Source organism: Henriciella aquimarina (assembly GCF_002088975.1).
GTDB lineage: Bacteria > Pseudomonadota > Alphaproteobacteria > Caulobacterales > Hyphomonadaceae > Henriciella > Henriciella aquimarina.
The window spans coordinates 1-23,452 of record NZ_NCST01000061.1 but is presented as its reverse complement, the minus strand read 5'-3'; the positions used below and the strand labels follow the sequence as shown (position 1 = coordinate 23,452).

Sequence of the window (23,452 nt, the reverse complement as noted above, 5' to 3'; positions counted from 1 at the left end):
CCCTCGGGGGAAATAGGTCTGGCGCGGTGTGGGGCGGGCTTATTCGGCCGCCACGGGCTCACGCACCGGCGCCTTGTCGCGCGCCATCTGCTTCATCCGCTTGTGCATCTGTTCGGCGGCGTCGCGGCCATCCTTGATTGCCCAGACGACGAGCGAGGCGCCGCGGACAATGTCGCCGGCGGCGAACACGTTCGGCACGCTGGTTTCCATCGTCTTGAAGTCGACGCGGATCGCGCCCCAGCGGTTTACCGTCAGCGCCGGGTCGCCGAACAACTCCGGCAGGTCTTCCGGATCGAAGCCAAGCGCCTTGATGACCATGTCGGCCTTGATGTCGAAGGTCTCGCCGGTCTTCTCAGGTGACTGGCGCCCGGACGGGTCCGGCGCGCCGAGCTTCATGCGGGCCGCACGGACGGCTTTCAGCTTGCCGGCCTTGGTGTCGAGCACCGCTTCAGGAGCCGCCAACCATTCGAAGACGACGCCTTCCTCCTCGGCATTGGCGACCTCGCGCTGCGAGCCCGGCATGTTGGCGCGGTCGCGGCGATAGAGGCAGGTCACGGATTTCGCGCCCTCGCGGACCGCGGTGCGGACACAGTCCATCGCCGTGTCGCCGCCGCCAATCACGACGACGCGCTTGCCTTCGGCATTGTGCGTGCCGTCATCGAAGCTCGGCACGGCATCGCCGAGGCCCCGGCGGTTGGAGGTGGTCAGGAAATCAAGCGCCGGCAGGACGCCCTTCGTCCCGGCGCCCGGCACCATCAGGTCGCGCGCCTTGTAGACGCCCGTGGCGATCAGCAGCGTGTCATGCTCGTCGCGCAGCTCGGCCAGCGTCTTTTCTTCGCCGATCGAGGTGTTGAACGCGAATGTGATGCCGCTGTCCTCAAGCCGCTTGATGCGGCGCTCGACGATGTGCTTCTCAAGCTTGAAGCCGGGAATACCGTAGATCAGCAGGCCGCCGCCACGGTCATAGCGGTCATAGACGGTGACCTGATAGCCCTTGCGGCGCAGCTGTTCAGCCGCAGCCAGACCGCCCGGCCCGGCGCCGATGATGCCAGCCGACTGGTCGCGCTCACGCGGGGGCTTGATCGGGGTGACCCAGCCCTCTTCCCAGGCATTGTCGGTGATGTAGCGCTCGACCTGGCCGATGGTGACCGTGCCATGGCCGGACTGTTCGACCGTACAGATACCTTCGCAGAGACGGTCCTGCGGGCAGATGCGCCCGCAGATCTCGGGCATGTTATTGGTCGCCGACGAGACCTGGTAGGCCTCTTCCATACGGTCTTCGGCGACCAGCTTCAGCCAGTCGGGAATATTGTTGGAGAGCGGGCAGCCCTGCTGGCAGAACGGGACCCCGCACTGCGAGCAGCGCCCGGCCTGATCCTCGGCGACTTCGCGGGCATATTCGCCATAGATCTCATGAAAGTCCTGCGCGCGCGCCTTCGCATCGCGCTTTTCCGGCATGGCGCGGTCAACTTTTGTAAATTTCAGCATACGACTGGCCATGGAAGCGTCCTCAGTTTCTGCAAGTTTGTGCCTTATGATCCGCACGACAGGAAAGCGCAAGGCAAATTGCACCCCTATATATCAAAACGATATGCGATTGCGGCGATTTCTTAAAATATAGCTGAAAAAGCGCTGAAATGCAAATTTAGTAAATATCAGTATGATACATAACTTTGCAGGCTGCGTTTCGGCACGATCCGTGCGAGACAGGCCCCGGTTCTTTTTTCAGGGCGAAAGTGTGCCATGTCACTCCTGCAGCTTATCATCATCGCGGCGATCCAGGGCCTTACAGAATGGCTGCCGATTTCCTCTTCCGCACATGTCCTGCTCGCGTCCGGGTCCTTTGGCGTCACCGGACAGGATGAATTGCTCATCAATGCCGTCTCCAATCTCGGCACCCTGCTCGCCATGTTGGTCTATTTCCGCAAGGATGTCGCCCTTGCCGTAGCGGGAGGCGTCGAGCTTCTGGCCGCGCCGGTTTCAAAAAAGAAACTGTCGCCCGGCGCCCGTCTGGCAGCCTGCGTAATCGTCGCGACCCCCATCGCCCTCATTGCCGCACTTCTTTACGAGACGGCCCTGCCGGCCAGCCTGCAGGCCGGGCTGCGCAGCCCCTATACCGTCGCCGGGGCGACCATCGTGTTCGGCCTGCTGCTCTGGTGGGCCGACGTGGCAGGCCCACGTGAGCGTAAGGAGCAGGACATGACGCTCATGCACGCCACGCTGATCGGCGCGACGCAGGCCATCGCCGCCATCATTCCCGGCACCAGCCGCTCCGGCATCACCATGACGGCAGCTCGCGCGCTCGGCTATGAGCGCACCGAAGCCGCCCGCATTTCCATGCTGATCGGTGCCCCGATCCTGGCCGCCGCCGGGCTCTACGGCGCCTATGGCCTGCTCACCGCCGATGCCGAGGCCGGCGGCGTGCTGACCTTCCAGGACGGCATGGTGGTGGCCGTGGTCGCCTTCATTACAGGGCTTGCCTCGATCTGGGGCCTGATGGCGCTGCTCAAGCGGATGAGCTTCCTGCCTTTCGTGATCTACCGCCTCCTGCTCGGCGTCGCCATTCTCGCCCTGATGCCTTATCTGTCGGCAAGTTAATCCACGCCGCGACCGCACGCGCGGAACCGCCCTATTGGCCCGTCCGTTCTGACATTCATTCCAGAATGGAAGGACAAGACAATGAAACCGATCCTCCTCGCCACGGCAGCCCTGACGCTGCCGCTCGGCCTCCAGGCTTGCAGTTCGGCCGGCCTCTCCCCGTCACAGGAAGCCCGCGTGGCCGATAGCCATGAGATGTCGGAAGCGCTTAAGACGGAAGTCTCCAGCCTCAATCACCTCACACGGCTCTATATCGACGCAGCCGCGCTCTATAAGCAGGCCGCCGACATCCCCGACCAGAAAAACGGCTTAAAGCCGTCGCTGCTCGCCATGGCGAAAGATCGCAATGCCCAGCGCGAAGAGCTGCAAGACCGCGTCACGACGCTCGGCGGCCAGCCCGCCGAACACGGCCAGGCACTAGGCACCATGCACCGCTCCTTCACGACGCTGCGCACGGTCGTCGACAATGACAGCGAAGTCGCCGTCGAGGAGGTGCTGCGCGGCGAGCGCTATATCCGCGACGAGATCGACAAGGCGATGGAAACCGCGATGACGCCGGAGACACGCGATCTGCTGGCCGAACTTCGCACCGATGCCGACGCCAATATCGCGCGCCTGGAAGGCATGAAACAGGCGACCTGACCGGCCGCCCTCCGCTGGATATATCCGAAGATGGCCCGCGTCTCGCCCGAGAGGCGGGCCTTTTTCATGAAGAAGAGAGACCGCCCCACAAGACGACGCACGGCAGCAGGCAGATTGCCCCCTTCCGTACGTCGCCCCCTTCCGCTCGTGCGTCCCAGCGCCTGCGGAAAGCCCTCTTTGATGACGTTATTGTAAGAGAATGCAGCAGGAAGCCGCTCGCAATGTGATCTTTTGCGGGCGGTCCCGTTCATCTCCCGTTGGGCGGGCGGCAAAGCCATATTCAGAGAAAAAAGAGCGTGTCCGGACACGATAATTCTGGTGTCGGGGCGTCATTCTGGTTTCAATCACGGCGTGAGCCCACTCTCATGGAAAGGTCCGACGCGACAGCCAGAGGCACCGCATGAATATCAAACGCCGCGAAAAGAAATCAGACACGCTCGAAGTTCGCCTGCCGCATTCCAAGAAGGAGGCTTTCAAGGAAGCCTGCGAGAAGGAAGGCATCACGGCGAGCCACGCGGTGCGCACCTTCATCGATGCCTATCTGCGCCGCTCTCGCCGGATGAGGTTGAAACGCATCACGAAGGAGCTTTCCATGACCCTCATTCACAACCCCATCAAGACAACGGGCGGGCTGGCCGCGACCGGCGCCGCTCTCGCGACCATCACGTTCGCAGCTCTCCCGAGCACGGCGGAGGAGACATATGTCGAGCCAATCGCCCCGCCGACGCCCCACTATCCGATTGATCTCGCCGAAGAAGGCATCTCAGGAGACTGCACGGCTCACTTCGACGTCTCAGCCGAGGGCTTCGTCGAAACTGGCATTGAGGTCGATTGCACCCATCCCGGCTTTGCAGATGCAGTTCGTGAAGCAGTGGAGACCCTGCGGTTCACGCCGAAAATGGAAGACGGAAAACCAGTACGGATGACGGATGTCGCCTACCCCATCAGCTTCCAGATCAGACCGGATGCGCCCGAGAGTGCGGACGAGCCGGCCCCTGAATAAGCCTCAGGCTTCGCCCTTCTGGTGGAATTCGCCATAGGCGCGGTAGGGCCAGAGATAGCTCGGGGTGATGGACTCGACGCTTTCGATGTCCGGCACGCCGAGATCCTTCAGCGTCAGCGCGCCTTCGGAGACAACATTGTCGTGCTTCAGCATCTCGACCTGGTCGCCGGTGATCGGCGGCGGGCCGAAGAAACCCCAGGCAAGCGGCGGAATCCGCCAGGCCGCCCCGCAGGCCAGGCCGAGCGGCTTGGCAATGAAGAAGGGCAGCGGCATCGCATAGCGCTTGCGGTCGATGGTTTCGAAGATGAACTCGTAGAGTTCCTTGAAGGTGTAGGTGCGCGGACCGCCAAGCTCATACGTCTTGCCCTCGACATCGTCGCGCAGGAGCGCGGCGGCGATGGCATCGGCCACATCCCCGGCATAAACCGGCTGCAGCTTCGTCTTGCCCCCGCCAATGGCCGGCAGGAAAGGCAGGACATTGGAGATCGGGCTGGAGGCCATGGCCGCGAACTTGTTGAAGAAGTCGTCTTCCGGCCCGAACACGATGGACGGACGCAGGATGACCGCTTCCGGAAACGCCTTGCGCACGCCTTCCTCAGCCTCGGCCTTGGTGCGGGCATAGTCGGACTTGGAGTCCTCGTCGGCGCCGATCGCGGAAATCTGGACGAAACGCTTGATCCCGGCCTTGGCAGCCGCCTCGGCGACATTGATCGCGCCATCGCGCTGGGCGGCCTCGAAGCTCTGCTGGCCTTTCTCGAAGAGAATGCCGACCAGGTTGACCACGGCATCGGCGCCTTCAAGCGCACGCTCGACCGACATGCGGTTGCGAATATTGGCCTGGGCGAGATCGACCCATCCGGGCGGGCCGGCCAGGCGGACATCGCCTGCCAGGTGCGGTTTGCGCACGGCGACGCGCACGCGCCAGCCTTCCCTGACCATGACACGGGCGGCATAGCGGCCAATGAAGCCGGAGCCGCCGAAAATGGTAACCAGACCCTTGGACATGAGTATTCGACCTCGCTTTTCTAAGGCCCGCTGATTTGCGTCTTGCTTGCGCGCCTTTCACCATGCCTCGCCCGGCTTGTCCATGCGACGAATGGCAAAAGCCGCATATGGCGCCCGGCTGCCTGCATTGTGACAGACAGACCGGCCTTTCGCGTGCAGTCGGGCATTTGCGTATTCGCCCAGACAGGCTATTGCCTTGGGCCATGAACAAGATCTCGCTTCACAAGGGTGATCTGCCGGACGGGCTCGATCTTGGCAGCACCATCGCCGTCGACACCGAGGCCATGGGCCTTAACCCCCACCGTGACGCTCTCTGCGTGGTGCAGCTTTCGTCCGGTGACGGGACCGCGCATGTCGTCCAGCTCGGCCGGACTTTCGACTGCCCGAACCTGAAAGCCCTGCTCAGCGACAAGAGCAAGCTGAAGATCTTCCATTTTGCCCGCTTCGACGTCGCCATGATGCAGCACTGGCTGGGTATCGAGTGCACCCCCGTCTGGTGCACCAAGATCGCCTCCAAACTCTGCCGCACCTATACCGACCGGCACGGCCTGAAGGATGTCTCCCGCGAAATCGCCGGGGTCGACATGTCCAAGGCGCAGCAATCCTCCGACTGGGGCGCGGAAGAGCTGAGCGACGCCCAGCTGCAATACTGCGCCAATGACGTGCTCTACCTGCATGAGATCAAGGCCGGCCTGGAAGCCATGCTCGAGCGCGAGGGCCGGATGCATCTGGCCCAGGCCTGTTTCGACTTCCTGCCGGTGCGCGCCGATCTCGACCTGAAGGGCTGGGGAGACACCGACATTTTCGCGCACAGTTGACCGGCCGGTTTTCGCCCCGCTCCGGTCACGGAATGATCATGCGTCCGGTGCTATCAAATCACAGCGATCTGTCCTAAATTCCGGGTATGGAAGTTTCCGCCGAAACCGAACGGACGCTGAGCGTCTGGGAACCGCGCCGCCAGATGACTCTGGAGCAAGCGCGCCAGCGTTCCGCCATGGTTTCGTTCATGCGGCTGGCCTTCACCGCCGGGGCGGCCATCGCCGTCGGCATCATGGTCGGCCATCTGACGGCCAATGCGATCTCTGCCTCGCCGAGCGCGGTCGAGAAGCTGTCGGCCGACCAGGTCGTCACCATGGTGAACCCGCGCTTTACGGGCCGCGACCTGGCCGGGCGCTCCTTCGTGATTACCGCCGACACCGCCCAGCGCCAGCGCGGCGGCGGCGATGGCATCGACCTGCGCAGCCCGAAACTCGTCAGCGAAGACGGCACCGTCGTGACGGCGCCCTCCGGGCTGTACAATCAGGACGCCCAGACGCTCGAACTCTATGAAGATGTCCAGGTCACGACCGAGCGGGGCTACACTTTCGCCTCGCGGTCGGCCAAGATGTTCATCAATGAAGGCCGCGTGGAAGGCATCGACCCGCTGAGCGGGTCCGGTCCCCTTGGCGACGTGCGATCCAACACGTATGAGATCGTGGAGGAAGGGGACAAGATCGTCCTCAGCGGTGGGGTCGAAATGACGATTGTCCCCGAGGAAAAGACAGAAGAAGAATCTGAAGCCGCCCCGGCGGACGGCGATGAGGAGCGTGGTGGTAATGAATAGAGTATCGATGGCGCTTGCGAGCCTGGCCCTCGCGGCGGTTCCGCAGGCCACAGCCCAGGTCTCCGGCCAGGGCGGCACGATCCGCGTGAATGCGGACAAGAGCGAAGTGATCGAGCGCCAGCATCAGGTCATTCTCATCGACAATGTCGACATCATGCAGGGCAATGCCCGCCTGCGCGCCGACCGCATCACGCTGAACTATACCGGCAATGGCAACACTGAAACGAGTGGCCTGTCCGGCTTCGGCGACATTTCCAGCATGGAAGCCGTCGGCGAGGTCTTCTATGTGACGCCCGAGCTCAAGGCCACCGGCGATCGGGGCGTTTACCAGTCTTCCAGCGACACGATCACGCTGACCGGCAATGTCGTCCTGATCCGCGGCGAGGATGTCGCCACCGGCGAGCGCCTCGTCATGCGCCTGTCAGAAGGCCGCACCGTCCTTGATGGCGGCACCGGTCAGGTCCAGATGAACATTAATCCGAATCAGATCGAGGATTCGGACGATGATGCGTCAAATTAGACAGAGCCGCCTAAACGGATTTTAAGCCTATTGCCCTAGCTGTTCTGACGGGCAGCGCAAACCGCGCAAAGTGGGAGGACCACAGGTATGACAGACATGGCCAACGGCCTTGCAGCGACCGGTCTCGCCAAGACATTTGGCAAGCGTCAGGTCGTGAAAGATGTCTCCCTGTCTCTCCAGCGTGGCGAAGTCGTCGGGCTTCTCGGTCCCAACGGGGCCGGCAAGACGACATGCTTCTACATGATCATGGGCCTGATTGGCGCAGATGCCGGAGCCATCACCATCGATGGCGCCGATGTCACCAATCTGCCGATGTATCAGCGCGCCCGGCTTGGGGTTGGCTACCTGCCCCAGGAGGCCTCGATTTTCCGCGGCATGACGGTGGAGGAGAACATCCTCGCCGTGGTCGAGCTTGTCGAAAAGGACAAGCAGGCCCGCGCGGCCGAAGTCGATGCCCTTCTGGACGAGCTGCACATCACGCATCTGCGCAAGCAGTCCGCGACATCCCTGTCCGGTGGTGAACGCCGCCGGGTCGAGATTGCCCGTGCCCTCGCCTCCAGGCCGAGTTTCATGCTTCTGGACGAACCGTTTACCGGTATCGACCCCCTCGCCGTTTCGGATATTTCCGATCTGGTCGGTTATCTGAAACAGCGCGGCCTCGGCGTGCTGATCACAGACCACCAGGTGCGCGAGACACTCCAGATCGTTGATCGGGCATCCATCATTTACGATGGCGGCGTGCTGTTCGAAGGCGCACCGGACGATGTCCTGACCAATGAGGATGTGAGGCGGGTCTATCTGGGCGAACGGTTCGCTGCGTAGATATTATGGCGATTTCACAACGTCTCGACATGCGCCAGGGCCAGTCCCTGGTGATGACCCCACAGCTGCAGCAGGCCATCAAGCTCCTGCAGCTGTCGAATATCGAGCTCGCCGAGTTCGTCGAAGCCGAAATCGAGCGCAACCCGCTGCTTGAGCGCGGCGAAGCCGGCGACAATGACGAGTATGCACGTGAGGAAGTCGAGCCGAAAACGCGTGACAGCGAGCTCTCGCTGGACGACAGTTCGGGCCTCAACGAAGCGCGTGAGGCGATGGATGCGCCCGGCGAAGACCTTTACGAATCCGGCACCACTTCCGACAGCGGCGAAACCGCCAGTCAAACGTCCGGCCCCTCGGCGCAGACCGACTGGTCGCAAGCCGGCTCGGGCGGCAGCTTTTCCGGCGAGGATTATGATTTCGAAGGCTCGCTCTCCAGTGAGAAATCGCTGCACGAACACCTGCACGACCAGCTTGCCATGTCCGGCCTCTCACAGGCCGACCAGCTGATCGGGGCACGTCTTGTCGACGAGACCGACGAGGCCGGCTACTGCAAGGCCGATCTTGAGGAAATCGCGACCGCACTCGGCGCCGACCTCGGCAATGTCGAAGCGGTGCTGGAGGTCTGCCAGGGCTTCGAGCCGACCGGCGTCATGGCGCGCACGGTGGAAGAATGCCTCGGCCTGCAGCTGAAGGAGCGCAACCGGTTCGATCCGGCCATGAAGGCGCTGCTCGACAATCTCGACCTTGTGGCCAAGCACGACATCAAGGGCCTCTGCGCGGCCTGCGGTGTCGACAAGGAAGACGTCCTCGACATGATGTCGGAGCTGCGCATGCTGACCCCGCGTCCGGGCTCGGCCTTTGCCGGCGGCACCACCATCGCCGTCGCGCCGGACGTTTTCGTGCGGGAGATGCCGAACGGCATGTTCGCGGTGGAGCTGAACTCCGACACGCTGCCCAAGGTGCTGATGGACAAGGCCTATTATGCCGAGGTCTCGACGCTGCCGATGCGCGAGAAGGAAAAGGAATTCATTTCCGACTGCGCCCAGAGCGCGTCCTGGCTGATCAAGTCGCTCGACCAGCGCGCGCGCACCATCCTCAAGGTCGCCAGCGAGATCGTGCGCCAGCAGGACGCCTTCTTCGCGCATGGCGTCGCCCATCTGAAGCCGCTCAATCTGAAGCAGGTCGCCGACGCCATCGACATGCACGAGTCGACCGTCAGCCGGGTCACCTCGAACAAATATATGGGCACCCCGCGCGGCCTGTTCGAACTGAAATACTTCTTCTCCGCCGCCATTCCGGGCACCGCCGGGGGTGATGCCCACTCGGCCGAAGCAGTGCGTTACCGCATCAAGCAGCTGGTCGACGAGGAAGGCCAGAACGTGCTTTCCGATGACCAGATCGTCGAGATCCTGACCGAATTCGGCATCGAGATTGCCCGGCGCACGGTCGCCAAATACCGGGAAAGCCTCAACATTCCGTCCAGCGTGCAGCGCCGGCGGCGCCTGAGAGCCAGTGCCTGACCCTGCTTGAGGGTCATTGACTCAATATCCTATCATTTTAAGGAGGCCGCGGTCTCGATTTCCGCAATCAGGACGTTATAGTAGGACCTCGTTATCGGAGAGTTCCGTGCAGATACAGATCGCAGGACGGAAGATGGATCTCGGCGATGCGCTACGCACGCGCATCGAGACAGGTCTGGAAGCAGCCGTCACCAAATACTTCGACCGGGATTTTGATGGTCACGTGACCGTCAGCCCGAATGGCCACGAAACCGAAATCGACTGCAATATTCATCTGCCTTCGGGCATCATCCTGCAGTCGACCGGCAAGGCGAGCGACCCCTATGCCGCCCTCGACGAGGCGCTCGGCAAGATGGAAAAACGGGTGCGGCGTTACAAACGCCGCCTGAAGGACCATCACAAGAATGGCCGTGACCCGTTCCCGACCGAGCCGGCATCGGCTTTTGTGCTTAAATCCGCACCGGATGATGAAGAGCCGGACGTGCCGGGCGAAGACGGCGAAGCGCCTGTTATTGTAGCAGAAACTGCCTCTGAAATTCGCACCATGACGGTTTCCGAGGCCGTGCTACAACTTGAGCTTGCCGATGCCCCTGCTCTCATGTTTCGCAATGCAAAGCATTCCGGGCTAAACATGGTCTATCGGCGACCGGACGGAAATATTGGCTGGGTTGACCCGGTCACCAACAGCAAAACCTCCTGAAACCAACTGGCACGCCATGGCAACCGATCTTTCAGGCCTTCTCGGTGAAGGCGTTATCCTTGATCCTGTTGCGGTCGAAAACCGCAAGCAGGCCCTGACGACTCTCGCCAGTGCGCTGGCGGAGCGGACCAGGCTGGATACGCGCGACATTTTCGATGCCGTCATGGAGCGCGAACGCCTCGGCTCGACCGGCGTTGGCGAAGGCGTTGCCATTCCTCATGCCCGTATCGAGAAACTGCCGCATCCGATTGGCGGTTTCGTGCGCCTTGAAGACGGCGTGGACTTCGATGCCGTCGACAGCCGCCCCTGCGACCTCATCTTCATGCTGATCGCGCCGGTCGGCTCCGGTGCCGACCATTTGCGCGCGCTCGCCCAGGTCAGCCGCACGCTGCGCCAACCCGACGTTCGCGAAGCCCTGCGCGAGGCCCAGACCGCCGATGAGATGAAGGCCATTCTCTGCCCGGAAGCGGCCAACGCCTCAGCTGCCTGACACGGACAAAGCCGCGTGACCGGCCAGCCACCAGCGCCAGTATCGGGGCGCCAACATCGAAAAATTGTAGCTTCCGCCTCTAGCGCGGCCGGGCCCCGCCGCCGGTGGCCTGCTGCGGCGCAGCTGCCTCGCTGACCGTCTCGGTGCGGCCTGCCTGGTCGGAGCTTGCCGTGCGGTCGAGGAAGGCGCGGACATCGCCCGCACTCTGAACCGCCAGCTCTTCCTGCGGAATATGGCCGGCCTCGTCATAGATGATGGCGACCGCGTTCGGGATGGCCTCCTCGAACTGTTTCGCATGCGCGACCGGGACAAGATTGTCGTGCTGTCCCCAGAGGATCAGCGTCGGCACCGAGAGATCGCCCAGCCGCTCCCGGCTGGCCTTCATCCGTTTCGGACCGCCCGCGGCAAGGCTGAGCAGGGCCTGGCGATGGCCGGGCGCGCGCGACAGGGCCGAATAGCGTTCGGCCATTTCGCTGGTCACGAAGGACGGGTCGGCGAATGACTTTCTGAGGCCGTCCTCGATCAGCCTGGACATATCGAGATCCTTGATGACCAGCCGCGCCAGACGGAACCGCAACAGCTTGAAAACCAGCGGTGCCTGATCGGCTTCGCCCTCGGCTGGCGGCCAGCCTGCGGCATCGACCAGGACGAGGCTGTCCAGACGATCCGGATGATCGAGCGCATAGCGCCAGGCGACATTGCCGCCCATGGAGCTGCCTGCCAGCGAAAACCGGTCGATGTCGAGACGATCCGCAAGCTGATCCACGATCTCTGTGTAATAGCCAATGCTGACTGGCTTATCCTCGGGTGTGCGCGACAGGCCATGGCCCGGAAGGTCCAGCATCACGATGCGGTAATTGTCGTCGAGCACGTCGCGCCAGGCGAGCCAGGTATGCAGGGAGGCTGCATAGCCATGCACCAGCATCAGAACCGGCGCGTCGCGCGGGCCGGTGTCAACATAATGGACCTTCACATCATCGCCGAGCGTGGTGAATTTCGATCCGGCGACCGAGTAAGTTGATTCCAGGGTTTCATAGGGAATGTCGGGGCGGCGGAGTGCCAGCCAGCCTGCCGCCAGAACAGCGACGAGAGTGAGTATTATCGCAGCGAGTTTGCGAACCATCTTCCCTCACCGGTCACCCAAGTCACATGTCGTAAAACCGTCAATTCGAGCCGGTGTCAAAGGAAAGTTTCAGGCCCCGCAGACAGGGCAATCCGTGTCCTGATTAAGTCTGACGGACCGGGAAATCCCGGTAAGCCCGTCCAGCAGGAGAACCTGGCCGATCAGGGGCCGGCCGGCACCGGTGACAAGCTTCAGGGTTTCAAGCGCCATGTGGCTGGCGACAATCCCCGTAACCGGGCCGACGACGCCGGCATCCTCGCACGCTTCGGCATCCGGCGGGGTCTCCGGCACGAAACACTGATAGCAGGGGGCGCCCTTTTCGACGCCGGAGGCGAACACCGAAACCTGTCCGGCCCAGCCCATCGCCGCGCCTGAGACGAGATAGCGCCCGCTCGCATGAGCGACGCGGTTGAGCGCGAAGCGCGTCTCGAAATTGTCCGTTGCGTCGATCAGGATGTGGCCGGCCAGTGTCTCTTCCTCACCCCAGCGTGCCAGCTGCTCGGTGATCTCGCAGTCCGGCGAGGCGGCTTTCAGCCGCTCTGCAAGCTGACGTATCTTGGACTTGCCGGTATCGGCGGTGGTGAACTGAACCTGGCGCTGCAGATTGGAGACATCGACGGTATCGGCGTCCCAAAGTTCGATACGGCCCACCCCGGCAGCCGCGAGATACATCGCACACGGACCGCCAAGCGCCCCGGCCCCGACAATGGAGACGCTGGCGCCGAGCAGTTTCTGCACGCCCGGCCCGCCGATCTCCTTCAGCAGGATATGACGCTTGTGACGGTCGAGCTGTTGTGCAGTCAGGGCCATGCCCTCGCTTAGCAGGGCGGAAGCGGTTAAGGCTACAGACAATGAGTGACTCACCTCCCTCCGACGTGCCCGACACGATCTATGCCACCCCGGCCGAATGGGTGGCGAAAGGCGCCGGCGCGCAAGGCAATCTCTTCCTGACGGGCCGGGCCGGCACCGGCAAGACGACCATGCTGCGCCGCTTCCTCGCCGAGTCGGGCGAGAATACCGTCGTCCTGGCGCCCACCGGCGTCGCAGCAATGAATGCCGGCGGGCAGACGATCCACTCCTTCTTCAAACTGCCGCCGCGCCTGATCGAGCCGACCGACATCAAGCGCCTGCGCGGGGTGCGCCTCATCAAGGCGGTCGAGACGATGATCATCGACGAGATCTCCATGGTGCGCGCCGACATGCTGGACGCCATCGACAAGAGCCTGCGGCTCAATCGCGGCTCCAAGCGCCCGTTTGGCGGTGTGCGGATGATCCTCTCGGGCGACCTGCACCAGCTGCCGCCTGTGGCGCGCGGGCCGGAAGCGGAAATCCTCAATGAGCGCTATGGCGGGCACTATTTCTTCAACGCGCCGGGCTTCAAGGATGCCGAGTTTGCCCTGCTCGCGCTGAAGCATGTCTTCCGCCAGGCCGATCCGCGCTTCCTCGCCCTGCTGGGTGCGATGCGTCAGGGGCGGCTCACCCCGCCCGACGAACGCCTGCTGCAGTCGCTGGTCTCCGGGCGTACCGCCGTGGAAGCAAGCGAGACCCATGTCGTGCTGACGCCGAACAATGCCAATGCCTTCCGCATCAATCAGGCCCGCCTCGCGGACCTGCCCGGCAAGCCTCACCTGCTGGAAGCCAAGGTGCAGGGCGAATTCGACGAGAAGTCCTACCCCACCGAAGCCGACCTCGAACTGAAGGAAGGCGCCCGCGTCATGCTGATCAAGAACGATCCGGAAGGCCGCTGGGTCAACGGATCGCTCGCCACCGTGGACGGCTTCAAGGGCGACAATGTCATGGTCGAGCTGGACGGTCATCTCTACGAGATCGAGCCGGCCGCCTGGGAGAAATACCGCTACGAGCTTGATCCGGAGACGAAGAAGGTCTCACGCGACGTGGTCGGCACGTTCAAGCAGGTGCCGCTCAGGCTCGCCTATGCGGTGACGATCCACAAGGCGCAGGGCCTGACCCTCGACAAGCTCTATATCGATTTCGACCGGGGCATGTTCGCCCACGGACAGGCCTATGTCGCTTTCTCGCGGGCGCGCTCGCTCGAAGGGCTGGAAATTTCGCGCGCTCCGCGCCCGCGCGATCTCGTCGTCGACCGCAGCGCCTTTGCCTTCGGCAAGCTGGAAACGATCGAGGACACCGACGCCTACCTTCTGGCGCGCTTTGCAAAGGGGGAGGATGTATTACTGTGAGGATGACCATGTCGAAACTTGTAGCCGCCTGTCTAATGGCGATCTGTCTGGGAGGAGGTCTTGCCATGGCCGAGCATGATCCGAATGCAGAGGCACGGCCCACCGTCGGAACGCGCCATGACATGACCGCATCGAATGGCGCGGTCCTTGTCTGGTACGATCTTGGCGCAGGCGCACCCGGCAAGCCCCGCCTCATCATGTTCCCGAGCGCCGGGCGCGAAGCCAGCGACTTCAACGAACTCGCCCTCACCCTGCATGAGGCGGGCTATCCCGTCTGGCTGGTCCAGCATGCCGAGATCGACGGAGCGAAAGCTGGCCAGCCAGCCCCAAGCCTGATGGACCTCGCCCGCGATGCCGCTCAACTGGTCGAGACGTCCGAGGGCGAAACCGTTCTCGTCGGGCATGCCTTCGGCAACCGGCTGGCGCGCGCCACGGCAACGGTGAAGCCCGACAAGACCGCTGGCGTCGTTCTGCTGGCGGCGGGTGGCCTGCGCCCGATCGAGGACAAGGCGCGCAAGGCGCTCAACGACAGTTTCCGGCCGGACCTGCCGGCTGAAGAGCAGAAAGCCGCCGTGCGCTATGGCTTCTTTGCCGAGGGCAGCGAGATTCCGGATTACTGGCTACGCGGCTGGCACATTGCGACGGGCCAGCTGCAGGGCGGCGCAGTCCAGAAGACAGAGACGAGCGAGTGGTGGACGGCCGGGGGCGCCCCCCTGCTGGTCGTCACCGGTCTGCAGGATGCCATCGCCCCGCCAGAGGACACGATCGACGTGCTCGAAAAGGCCTTTCCCGGTCGGGTCACGGCCGTGCGGATAGAGGGCGCCGGGCATGCCCTCCTGCCGGAAAAGCCCGATGAAATCGCCACTGCCGTGCTGGACTGGCTGGAAAAGCTCGATCCGGCCGGCGAGTGATCAGGCCAGCCGGCTGATCTCGTCGCGCAGGCGTTCATCCTTGTCGGTCGCAATGGTCTCAAGCACGCGTACGCGCTCTGTGAGCCGTTCGACATCCTGGCGCAAGCGATGGAGCTCTTCCTGGTCGGCGGAGCCTTCCTCGCGGCGAGCTTTCATCTTGATGTAATTGTTGACGACGCCCGCCCCCACCGCGATGAGGACGATCAGCACCACCATGGTGAAAGGCTCATTGATTTCCATTGTGCGACCCTTGTTATTATCGAAAATCGATAATACGTCGACTATGACGAAAAGGCAAGGGCCCAGACGCTAGCGCCCTGTCGACCCGAAACCGCCTTCGCCGCGCACCGTCTCCGGCAGGGTCTCGACCTTTTCCCAGGCGATGTGCGTGACCGGGGCGAGCACCATCTGGCCGATGCGTTCGCCGCGCGCAATGGTGAAGGCCTCGGTCCCATGATTGATCAGGATGACCTTGAGCTCTCCGCGATAGTCACTGTCGATCGTGCCCGGCGTGTTGAGGCAGGTGATGCCGTGCTTCGCCGCCAGACCGGAGCGCGGGCGCATCTGGATCTCATACCCTTCGGGGATCGCCACGGCGAGACCGGTCGGCACCATGGTGCGCTCACCTGGTTTCAGCTCGAACGGCTCGCCTTCCGGCAAGGCTGCGCGCACATCCATACCTGCGGCTCCCTCGGTCTCATAAGCCGGCAGGGGAAGACCCTCGAAATGGGGCAGCAATTTTACGGCAACATTTACGTCTTTCATGACGCGTCAATGCGCGGGAGTCGCGCAGCGCTGTCAACTCGAAAGCGCTTCAGATGGCGTAGCTGTCCACATCCATCGGCTGGCCGTCATGCACCAGAAGGCCGGACTCGGCGCTTGCAGGGGTGCTTTCGACAGCGTCTGCGGAAGGCGTGGCATCGGCCTTGGCCTGCTGCGCCCCGAAGACAGGCAGCGCAATCAGGAGGGCCGCCACAAAGGCAAAATAAGCAATGATCAGTCGCATGATCGGTTCGTCCCGACGTCTCGAAGAATTACGGATACCAGCCATCCGCAAACAAAGTGTTGTCAGGGATCACAAACCCGCACCTTGCTGCCGGGTTCCAGCAGCTTGTGTCCTCTACTCGGCAGCGACCTGTTCGCCGCCCTGGCCTTTCAGGGCCTCGGCGATGCGCTCAGCCAACTGGCGGGCGACGGCAATCTTGTCCATGCGCGGCCAGTGCTCGACGGAGTCCGGGGTCACGAGCGCGACCTCGTTGACATCCCCGCCCATCACGTCGCCGGAAACGTCATTGGCGACGATCCAGTCACAGCCCTTGCGCTTCATCTTGGCGCGCGCGAGCTGCTCGACATCATGGGTTTCAGCCGCAAATCCGATGACCAGGCCGGGACGGCCTTTCTCCTTCTTCGACAGGGTCGAGAGGATGTCAGGGTTTTCCGAAAGCGCCAGCGATGGCAGCGTCTTGCCTTCATCCTTGAGCTTCAGCTTCTTCGCCGCCGCCATGGACGGGCGCCAGTCGGCGACCGCGGCCACCGAGATGAAGACATCGGCCGGCAGGGCCTCCTCGCAGGCCTGCAGCATTTCGCGCGCGGTCTCGACCGGCACGACATCCACGCCGCGCGGCGGGCTGAGCGAGACCGGGCCGGAGACCAGGGTGACCCGCGCGCCAAGCGCAGCAAGCGCCCCGGCAATCGCATAGCCCTGCTTGCCGGAGGAATGATTGGAGAGATAGCGCACCGGATCGAGCGGTTCGCGCGTCGGGCCGGCGGTGATCAGCGCATGCTGGCCGTCCAGCGGTTTCGGCCCGCTCAGCATATCCAGCTGGTGCTCGATCGCGTCGGCAATGACCGCGACGTCCGGCAGGCGGCCGGAGCCGAACTCACCGCACGCCATGGCGCCTTCGTCCGGGTTCATGACATGGACCCCGTCGCCGCGCAGCGTTTCGACATTCCGTTTCGTCGCCGCATGCTCCCACATGCGCACATTCATGGCCGGCACCATCAGGACCGGCTTGTCGGTCGCCATCAGCGTGGTCGAGGCGAGATCATTGGCATGGCCTTGGGCGGCCTTGGCCAGAAGGTCCGCTGTGGCCGGACAGGCAACGACCAGGTCTGCCGAACGCGACAGCTGGATATGCCCCATCTCGGCCTCGTCATCGAGGCTGAAGAGATCTGTAAAACACTTCTCGCCCGACAGCGCCGAGACAGAGAGCGGCGTCACGAATTCTGCGCCCGCCTTGGTCAGGATGCAGCGGCTGGCGACACCCCGCCGGGACAGCTCGCGGATCAGCTCGAGCGACTTGTAGGCGGCGATCCCGCCACCGATGATCAGAAGAATACGTTTGCTGCTCATACGACCATAATCTGGTTTCTCGACGCCTCTCATACAGGCAAAAGATTGAGAAATCGACGCCACGAATGTGTGAACCGCAGCAAGGAATTAACCGGGCACGGCTGTCAATGGCAGCCGCGCCCGGCAATCCGAGACCGTGTCCCTTGCGCCTTTAGGGGCGCACCGGCCTCAAAATCACCTGAGGAGAATGGTCCGTCTGCGTCAGGTGATAATCGACAAGGGCCTGAACCCCCGATCCGTAAACCGCATTATCGACAGCCTGCTCCATGCAAGCCCCGCGCCGGGTCGAAGCACCATAGCCGGCACTCGGACCGCAGGCGCGCCGGGCGGCTGTCTCGACCCGGTCATAGAGCCGCTCCACGCGCTTTCCGGTCACCGGCTGCAGGTCGGCAAAGCAGACATCGTAGCGCGTGCGCCGCTGGCTGGAGCTGGCGCGGCGCTGGATCTTACGGTCGCAAATACCGCGCTCGACGCCGATCACGGGAAGATATTCCGATGGCTCTGCCATCTGACCGGGCCGCCCGCCAGCGAGTTCACCGCCGCCAGCCAGGCCATAGGCATACCCCTCAAGACAACCGGAATAGGTTGTCACGCCAGCTGTCGATGATTGCCAGCTGCAGGGCCGGCTGGGGCCTGCATAGCCGCTGCGGAAGACTTTCACGCCCGCCACCTCGGGCAGGGGCGCGCCAGCCCGGTAGGCCGGCTCGCCATAGGAATAGGTCCGCGTGACGCGCGGGGCTTCGGCAGTATCGGCGCCAACCTTGACGATCTTCGCCGTAGCTGGCGGCGGGGTGGTCTGGGCCTTCGTATAGCGCTCGGCATGAGACAGCCCCTGCCCCGCCGCAGGACCAGCGAGCATCGTCGCGGCGAGCCCGGAAAGCAGGATGACGGGAAATCTCATGAACGGGCCTCCGCTGATCGGTCCGGACTGTCATCTTAGGACAGTGTTAACCTATCAGCCCCGGACACGAGGCAGAAGTCCCTTCTCGTCTGAGGCGAAGAAATCCGCGTGCTGAGGCCGTCAGGCGAACTGGACCGCCGTCAGCCCGGCAATCCCGGCCAGTATGATGACCAGCCCGAACCAGGCCCACCAGGGCGGTCGGCCTGTCTGGTTCACATTGGCCATCTGGGCATCCGGCTCGGCCAGACTCGCCTCGAACCGGTCCATGACCTCCGGCAGCCGTTTCAGCCGGTCGGCGACGTCGCGGATATTGCGCGCCGCCAGCCTTGCCGCGCCGGCGGGTCCGAAATTCTCGCTGATCCAGCGTTTCACAATGGGTTCGGCGGCCTTCCAGATGTCATGGCGCGGATCGATGGCGCGCGCGACGCCTTCGACCTGCACCATCGTCTTCTGCAGCAGGACAAGCTCCGGCCGCAAATGCATGCCGAAGGTGCGCGTATAGTCCAGCAGTTGCAGCAGGATACGGCCCATATAAACGTCCTCGGCGGACTTGCCGTGGATCGGCTCGCCGATGGAGCGCAGCGCCTGGGCGAATTCCCCCACCGACTGATGCGCCGGCACATAGCCCGCTTCGAAATGCACTTCGGCGACACGTTGATAGTCCCGATGCAGGAAGCCCCAGAGGATTTCCGCGAGGAAGCGGCGCTCATTCAGTCCGATCCGCCCGATCAGGCCGAAATCCACCAGCGCCACGCGATTGTCCGGCAGAATCAGGATGTTGCCCTCATGCATGTCGGCATGGAAAACGCCGTGCCCGATGGCCTGCGAGAGAAAGCCGCGCGTGATCGAATTGGCGAGCTCCGTCCGGTTCAGGCCCGGCTGGTCCAGCGCTTTCGGGTCCGTCAGCGGGATACCCTCGACCCAGTCGGTCGTCAGCACGCGCTGGCCGGTCCGGTCCCAGTCGACGGCCGGGACGACGAACCAGTCTTCCTTTTCGGAGATCGAGCGGATCTGGTCGGCCCCGCCCGCTTCCAGGCGGAGATCAAGCTCCTTCATCATCGAGTCGGCGACGGTTTCGGTGAAGGCGACCGGCTCCAGCCGGCGGCTTTCGACCGAGGCGCGCTCGACGGTGCGCGCGGCCCGCTTCATGGCGCGCAGCTCCTGGGCGATCAGGCGCTCGACACCCGGCCGCAGGATCTTCACTGCTTTCGGGCCGTCGGCGGTTTCCAGCTTGTGGACCTGGGCCAGCGAAGCGGCGGCAACAGGCTCCCCAAGCTCGGGAAAGAGCCGCTCGGCCTCATCCTTGCCGAACTCGCGCTCCAGCGCCTTGCGCGCCTCAGCCATCGGAAAGGGCGGCAGCTTGTCCTTCAGCCGGGAAAGGTCGCTCGCCACATCGGTACCGAAGACATCCGGACGGGTCGCGAGAAACTGGCCGAGCTTGATATAGGCGGGTCCGAGTTTTTCCAGCGCCTTGGCCAGCCGCTCCCCGGGGCGGCCCCGGGCGCGGCCGCCGAAGACCCGCATCGTGCGTCCGGCCAGCCGTGCCGGCAGCGGCAGACGGGTCTGATACTCGCCCGGCAGGATCACGTCATGGCGCACCAGCGCCGTGCCCGCCCGCATCAGGCGGCCATAATCGGCAATCGCTTTCAGCAAGGGTGGCCTCCGCCCATCTGGAACCGCTCAGAGGCATGAGCGTTTTCACCGCCACACAATGGAGACTGAAAATGGCTGAGAACACACAATCGGGTAATGGCGCTCTCTGGTTCATTGTGGGCGCACTGGTCGTCGCCGTGATCGGCTTCGGCGTCTGGTTTTTCGCCGGCCAGCCGGCCTCTTCCGGCAACAATGGAGATGCCGATTTCTCCGTCTCCGTCGACGAAGACGGCATGACGGTCGATACCCAGGAAGAATAACGCCTTCATACCGCCCATCCGAAATGGAGGGCGGCGATCCCGCCAGAGAAATTGGTGATGGAAACGCCGGAGAAACCGGCGCTCTCGACTTCTTCCCGGAACGCTTGCTGTTCCGGGAATTTTCTTATCGACTCAACCAGATACTGATAGCTGTCACGGTCGGAGGCGACGAGTTCGCCGATCCGCGGAATGACGTTGAAGCTGTAGGTGTCGTAGAGTTTCTGCAGCATCGGCGCCGTCATGTGGCTGAATTCCAGCACGGCGAGCCGTCCGCCCGGCTTCAGCACGCGGCGGAATTCCGAAAGGGCAGCGGCCCGGTCGGCGACATTGCGGATACCAAAGGCAATGGTCAGCGCGTCGAACGAGCGGTCCTCGAAGGGCAGCGCCTGGGCATCCCCGCAGACCCAGCCGATCCGGCCCTCATAAGCGGCCATGTCCGGGCGCTCGCGGCCCGCCTCAAGCATCGCATCATTGATGTCGCAGACGATGGCGCTCGCCATGTCGGCCTTGCCGCGCCGGCGGGCGACCCGGTCGGCACGGTCGATGAAAGCCTTGGCCAGATCGCCCGTCCCCCCGGCCACATCGAGCAGGCGCTCGCCCGGCTGCGGATTGAGCTTGGCGATCGTGTCGTGCTTCCAGAGGCGGTGAACGCCGGCCGACATGAGGTCGTTCATCACGTCATAGCGGCTGGCGACCGAGCGGAAGACGCCCTTGACGCGGCTCACCTTTTCGTCGGGCGAGACCTCTTCAAAGCCGAAGCTGACGGTCTTTTGTGAATCTCTGTCATCTGTCATGCGCGAGGACCATAGTGGCAGCGAAATCTAAACGCTATATGCGGAAGCCATGCCTGAATTGCCCGAAGTCGAGACAGTTCGCCGCGGCCTTGCGCCCGTGATGGAAGGCCAGAGGATCCTCTCGGTCGTCCTGAACCGGCCGGACCTGCGCTTTCCGCTGCCCGCGCGTTTTGCCGAACGCGTTGGCGGCACGCAAATCACGCGTCTATCGCGGCGGGCAAAATTCCTGGTCGCGGAGCTCTCTTCCGGTGACGCGCTGATCATGCATCTAGGCATGTCGGGCCGTTTCACCATTTCCGACGGCTCCCGGCCGGGCGACTTCCATCATGAGGTCGCCCCCGATCCGAAGCACGACCATGTCATTTTCCATATCGAGGGCGGTCATGTCGTGACCTATAACGATCCGCGCCGCTTCGGCTTCATGGAGCTCTGGCCGCTACAGCAGATGGAGCAGTATCCCCGCCTGGCGGGCTTCGGGCCGGAGCCGCTGTCGAACAGCTTCTCGCATGCCTGGCTGAACGAGGCGCTCCGGGACAAGAAGACACCGATCAAGTCCGCCCTGCTCGACCAGCGCGTCATTGCCGGGCTCGGCAACATCTATGTCTGCGAAGCGCTCTTCCGGGCCGGGATCAGCCCGCGCCGACGCGCCTCGACAGTGCCAGGCGAACGCGCCGCGCGTCTGGCTACGGCGATCAACGATGTCATTCGCGAGGCGATAGCCGCCGGCGGCTCCTCCATTTCGGACTTCAAGGCCGCAACCGGCGAGCTTGGCTATTTCCAGCACACCTTCTCGGTCTATGACCGTGAGGGCGAGCCCTGCCGCAAATGCGGCGCCCCGATCCGGCGCATCGTCCAGTCGGGGCGCTCAAGCTTCTATTGCGGGACGTGCCAGCGCTAGGCGCCAGCCTCAGCCATTACCCCAGAGGCGCTGCCACCAGGGTTTGTCGGTCTTTTTCTCGAGATCGATATTGATCGAGGCTTCGGAATAGCCGCCTTCGGCCATCTTTTCCTTGATGTCATCGAGGTCCCAGCCGGTCAGCTTGGCGAGGTTCTTGGCCTCCTCGTCCCAGCGGTCGACGAGATCGTCGGCATAGTCGCGGGCCTCCTCGCACTGATTATAGTCGCCGCGCCATGGATGACGCAGGACATAGCGGCCCTGATAGTTCTGCTTGTCGCCGGTGACCTGGAAGTATCCGTCTTCGTCAAGTCCGGCTTGGAACCCAGTTTCGGCTATCGCGAAGCAGACTGTTCGCCAGGACGATAAGCTTTCTCATTATGGCTGTGATGGCCAGTTTTGGCGCTTTTCCGGTGGCGACCATCATCTGGTATTTCGCGCTGAATTCCGGATTATGCTTTATGCTAACGAGGGTGGGCATATAGAGCGCCTGTCGCAAATGTGCTCTTCCACCTTGTATGTATCGCTTGCCTCGAAACGTGCCGCTGTCCCGAGCGATCGGAGCAAGTCCTGCAAGACTGGCGGCCGCCTTGTGATCGATGAAGCCGAGTTCGGGCATCTCGGTCAGAAGCATGATCGCGGTTGTTTCTCCAATGCCAGGAATAGTCTGTAGAATGTCGAATCTGGCTTTCAGGAATTCATCATCACGGACCAGCAAACGAAGAGCCGCGTCGATTGCTTTCATGTGACGGTCGATCTGCTCAATCCTTTCCCGTGCCTGGCGCCGCAACAAGGGAGCTATCCGGGCGGAAGACCGGTTGGACGCGCGTGTCCTGTCTTTCACCAGAGCGCGCCGAGCCGATTGTAGCTCTTTCATTTCATTGAACTTGATCGTTCTGTCGCTGACGCGGCGCACAGAAATCATCGCCCCGTATTTTGCGATAAGCCCGGCATCGATCGTGTCTGTTTTCGCCGACACACCCAATGCGTCCGCAAATCGTCGAGCCTGCCGTGGATTGACCTTGCCGAGAGGTATTTCGGCTTTCAGGAAGAACTTCTCGAAGGCAAGATGATACTGCCCGGTCGGTTCATAGAGTAGCTGTTCAAGATGACATCCTGCCATCCAGGTCAGCAATTGCCTGAATCCTTTTTTATCATTCGGGACAGTTATGGTCCTGCCCTCAGGATACATGTGCGCATCCAGAGTGCTCTTTGAAATATCGACGCCGATATGCTGGCGAACTGGTTCGATGGACATTCCAGATCCTTTGCTTGTCGTACGGGCCTAGATGCCCTCGTATCCGTTCAGGTCGCATGGAAATGAAGAGGACGATCAAACTTCCCAACGGCACTTACTCAGCCAGCGCAGGCACGATCCGTTCCTCTACGCCGGCGGGGAAATTGCGCAGTCCCCACCAGCGGTTCTTTTCTAACCAGAAGACCAGGAATCTCTAAGACAAG

26 protein-coding genes are annotated in these 23,452 nt (G+C 62.9%); 14 read left to right on the top strand and 12 right to left on the bottom strand.

The window, feature by feature from the left end; translation table 11 throughout:
* Nucleotides 1–39 precede the first annotated feature (39 nt).
* Nucleotides 40–1,500, bottom strand: coding sequence for an NAD(P)-dependent oxidoreductase (locus tag B8784_RS08615; RefSeq protein ID WP_084397442.1), 1,461 nt, complete (start codon nt 1,498–1,500; stop codon nt 40–42).
* 243 nt (nt 1,501–1,743) lie between these two features.
* On the opposite strand from B8784_RS08615, the gene B8784_RS08610 reads away from it, so the two are divergent.
* From B8784_RS08610 to B8784_RS08600, 3 genes are all read left to right on the top strand, one after another.
* Nucleotides 1,744–2,598, top strand: a complete 855-nt coding sequence (locus B8784_RS08610; protein ID WP_084397440.1) for an undecaprenyl-diphosphate phosphatase — start codon at nt 1,744–1,746, stop codon at nt 2,596–2,598.
* An 81-nt stretch (nt 2,599–2,679) separates the two neighbouring features.
* Nucleotides 2,680–3,240: a PA2169 family four-helix-bundle protein gene (locus B8784_RS08605; RefSeq protein ID WP_084397438.1), complete on the top strand. Its 561-nt coding sequence runs from the start codon at nt 2,680–2,682 to the stop codon at nt 3,238–3,240.
* 400 nt (nt 3,241–3,640) lie between these two features.
* Entirely contained in the window at nt 3,641–4,243 is a 603-nt protein-coding gene (locus B8784_RS08600) for an energy transducer TonB (RefSeq protein ID WP_084397436.1), read from the top strand.
* Nucleotides 4,244–4,246: 3 nt separating this feature from the next.
* Here B8784_RS08600 and B8784_RS08595 read toward each other — a convergent pair whose 3' ends face one another.
* Entirely contained in the window at nt 4,247–5,248 is a 1,002-nt protein-coding gene (locus B8784_RS08595; RefSeq protein ID WP_084397433.1) for a complex I NDUFA9 subunit family protein, read from the bottom strand.
* Between the two features lie 203 nt (nt 5,249–5,451).
* Between B8784_RS08595 and B8784_RS08590 the strand changes: the two genes are divergently transcribed.
* The 7 genes from B8784_RS08590 to B8784_RS08560 all read left to right on the top strand — a co-directional run bounded on the left by B8784_RS08590 (nt 5,452) and on the right by B8784_RS08560 (nt 10,900).
* On the top strand, nt 5,452–6,066 hold the full coding sequence (locus B8784_RS08590) for a ribonuclease D (RefSeq protein WP_084397432.1): 615 nt from the start codon (nt 5,452–5,454) through the stop codon (nt 6,064–6,066).
* Between the two features lie 86 nt (nt 6,067–6,152).
* Nucleotides 6,153–6,851 carry an LPS export ABC transporter periplasmic protein LptC gene (gene lptC / locus B8784_RS08585; protein WP_084397429.1) on the top strand — a complete coding sequence of 233 codons (699 nt, stop codon included), beginning with the start codon at nt 6,153–6,155 and terminating at the stop codon, nt 6,849–6,851.
* The gene (locus B8784_RS08580; protein ID WP_084397427.1) at nt 6,844–7,371 is read left to right on the top strand and encodes an LptA/OstA family protein; all 528 of its coding nucleotides are present in this window, start codon (nt 6,844–6,846) and stop codon (nt 7,369–7,371) included. The genes lptC and B8784_RS08580 overlap by 8 nt, the downstream gene beginning before the upstream one ends.
* Before the next feature lie 87 nt (nt 7,372–7,458).
* Entirely contained in the window at nt 7,459–8,193 is a 735-nt protein-coding gene (lptB, locus tag B8784_RS08575) for an LPS export ABC transporter ATP-binding protein (protein ID WP_084397425.1), read from the top strand.
* Between the two features lie 5 nt (nt 8,194–8,198).
* Nucleotides 8,199–9,710, top strand: coding sequence for an RNA polymerase factor sigma-54 (gene rpoN, locus B8784_RS08570; RefSeq protein ID WP_084397422.1), 1,512 nt, complete (start codon nt 8,199–8,201; stop codon nt 9,708–9,710).
* A gap of 106 nt (nt 9,711–9,816) precedes the next feature.
* On the top strand, nt 9,817–10,410 hold the full coding sequence (gene hpf, locus B8784_RS08565) for a ribosome hibernation-promoting factor, HPF/YfiA family (RefSeq protein ID WP_084397419.1): 594 nt from the start codon (nt 9,817–9,819) through the stop codon (nt 10,408–10,410).
* Between the two features lie 16 nt (nt 10,411–10,426).
* Nucleotides 10,427–10,900: a PTS sugar transporter subunit IIA gene (locus B8784_RS08560; RefSeq protein ID WP_084397417.1), complete on the top strand. Its 474-nt coding sequence runs from the start codon at nt 10,427–10,429 to the stop codon at nt 10,898–10,900.
* A gap of 79 nt (nt 10,901–10,979) precedes the next feature.
* Here B8784_RS08560 and B8784_RS08555 read toward each other — a convergent pair whose 3' ends face one another.
* Both B8784_RS08555 and B8784_RS08550 read right to left on the bottom strand, forming a co-directional pair.
* Nucleotides 10,980–12,023, bottom strand: a complete 1,044-nt coding sequence (locus B8784_RS08555) for an alpha/beta fold hydrolase (protein WP_084397414.1) — start codon at nt 12,021–12,023, stop codon at nt 10,980–10,982.
* 69 nt (nt 12,024–12,092) lie between these two features.
* Nucleotides 12,093–12,833, bottom strand: a complete 741-nt coding sequence (locus tag B8784_RS08550; protein WP_084397412.1) for a HesA/MoeB/ThiF family protein — start codon at nt 12,831–12,833, stop codon at nt 12,093–12,095.
* Between the two features lie 41 nt (nt 12,834–12,874).
* Here B8784_RS08550 and B8784_RS08545 point away from each other — a divergent pair, with 41 nt between their 5' ends.
* The gene (locus B8784_RS08545; RefSeq protein WP_084397410.1) at nt 12,875–14,224 is read left to right on the top strand and encodes an ATP-dependent DNA helicase; all 1,350 of its coding nucleotides are present in this window, start codon (nt 12,875–12,877) and stop codon (nt 14,222–14,224) included.
* Between the two features lie 8 nt (nt 14,225–14,232).
* Nucleotides 14,233–15,135 carry an alpha/beta fold hydrolase gene (locus tag B8784_RS08540; protein ID WP_158085636.1) on the top strand — a complete coding sequence of 301 codons (903 nt, stop codon included), beginning with the start codon at nt 14,233–14,235 and terminating at the stop codon, nt 15,133–15,135.
* On the opposite strand, the gene B8784_RS08535 is transcribed toward B8784_RS08540, so the two are convergent.
* The 6 genes from B8784_RS08535 to ubiB form a co-directional block, all read right to left on the bottom strand.
* Nucleotides 15,136–15,375: a hypothetical protein gene (locus B8784_RS08535; protein ID WP_233356032.1), complete on the bottom strand. Its 240-nt coding sequence runs from the start codon at nt 15,373–15,375 to the stop codon at nt 15,136–15,138.
* 69 nt (nt 15,376–15,444) lie between these two features.
* Entirely contained in the window at nt 15,445–15,900 is a 456-nt protein-coding gene (gene dut, locus B8784_RS08530) for a dUTP diphosphatase (protein WP_084397406.1), read from the bottom strand.
* Between the two features lie 49 nt (nt 15,901–15,949).
* Nucleotides 15,950–16,141: a hypothetical protein gene (locus B8784_RS08525; protein WP_084397404.1), complete on the bottom strand. Its 192-nt coding sequence runs from the start codon at nt 16,139–16,141 to the stop codon at nt 15,950–15,952.
* Nucleotides 16,142–16,255: 114 nt separating this feature from the next.
* Nucleotides 16,256–17,488: a bifunctional phosphopantothenoylcysteine decarboxylase/phosphopantothenate--cysteine ligase CoaBC gene (gene coaBC / locus B8784_RS08520; protein ID WP_084397403.1), complete on the bottom strand. Its 1,233-nt coding sequence runs from the start codon at nt 17,486–17,488 to the stop codon at nt 16,256–16,258.
* A gap of 151 nt (nt 17,489–17,639) precedes the next feature.
* Complete coding sequence (locus B8784_RS08515) at nt 17,640–18,389, bottom strand: UrcA family protein (protein WP_084397401.1); 750 nt, start codon at nt 18,387–18,389, stop codon at nt 17,640–17,642.
* 120 nt (nt 18,390–18,509) lie between these two features.
* Nucleotides 18,510–20,042 (bottom strand): 2-polyprenylphenol 6-hydroxylase, encoded by a 1,533-nt coding sequence (gene ubiB / locus B8784_RS08510; RefSeq protein WP_084397399.1) that lies wholly within the window; start codon nt 20,040–20,042, stop codon nt 18,510–18,512.
* 71 nt (nt 20,043–20,113) lie between these two features.
* Between ubiB and B8784_RS08505 the strand changes: the two genes are divergently transcribed.
* Nucleotides 20,114–20,302, top strand: a complete 189-nt coding sequence (locus B8784_RS08505) for a hypothetical protein (protein ID WP_143435377.1) — start codon at nt 20,114–20,116, stop codon at nt 20,300–20,302.
* Nucleotides 20,303–20,307: 5 nt separating this feature from the next.
* On the opposite strand, the gene ubiE is transcribed toward B8784_RS08505, so the two are convergent.
* Nucleotides 20,308–21,096, bottom strand: a complete 789-nt coding sequence (gene ubiE / locus B8784_RS08500) for a bifunctional demethylmenaquinone methyltransferase/2-methoxy-6-polyprenyl-1,4-benzoquinol methylase UbiE (RefSeq protein WP_084397395.1) — start codon at nt 21,094–21,096, stop codon at nt 20,308–20,310.
* A gap of 49 nt (nt 21,097–21,145) precedes the next feature.
* Between ubiE and mutM the strand changes: the two genes are divergently transcribed.
* Nucleotides 21,146–21,994 carry a bifunctional DNA-formamidopyrimidine glycosylase/DNA-(apurinic or apyrimidinic site) lyase gene (gene mutM / locus B8784_RS08495; RefSeq protein WP_084397393.1) on the top strand — a complete coding sequence of 283 codons (849 nt, stop codon included), beginning with the start codon at nt 21,146–21,148 and terminating at the stop codon, nt 21,992–21,994.
* A 304-nt stretch (nt 21,995–22,298) separates the two neighbouring features.
* On the opposite strand, the gene B8784_RS08490 is transcribed toward mutM, so the two are convergent.
* Nucleotides 22,299–23,249 (bottom strand): IS110 family RNA-guided transposase, encoded by a 951-nt coding sequence (locus B8784_RS08490; RefSeq protein WP_084396263.1) that lies wholly within the window; start codon nt 23,247–23,249, stop codon nt 22,299–22,301.
* Nucleotides 23,250–23,452: the final 203 nt, after the last annotated feature.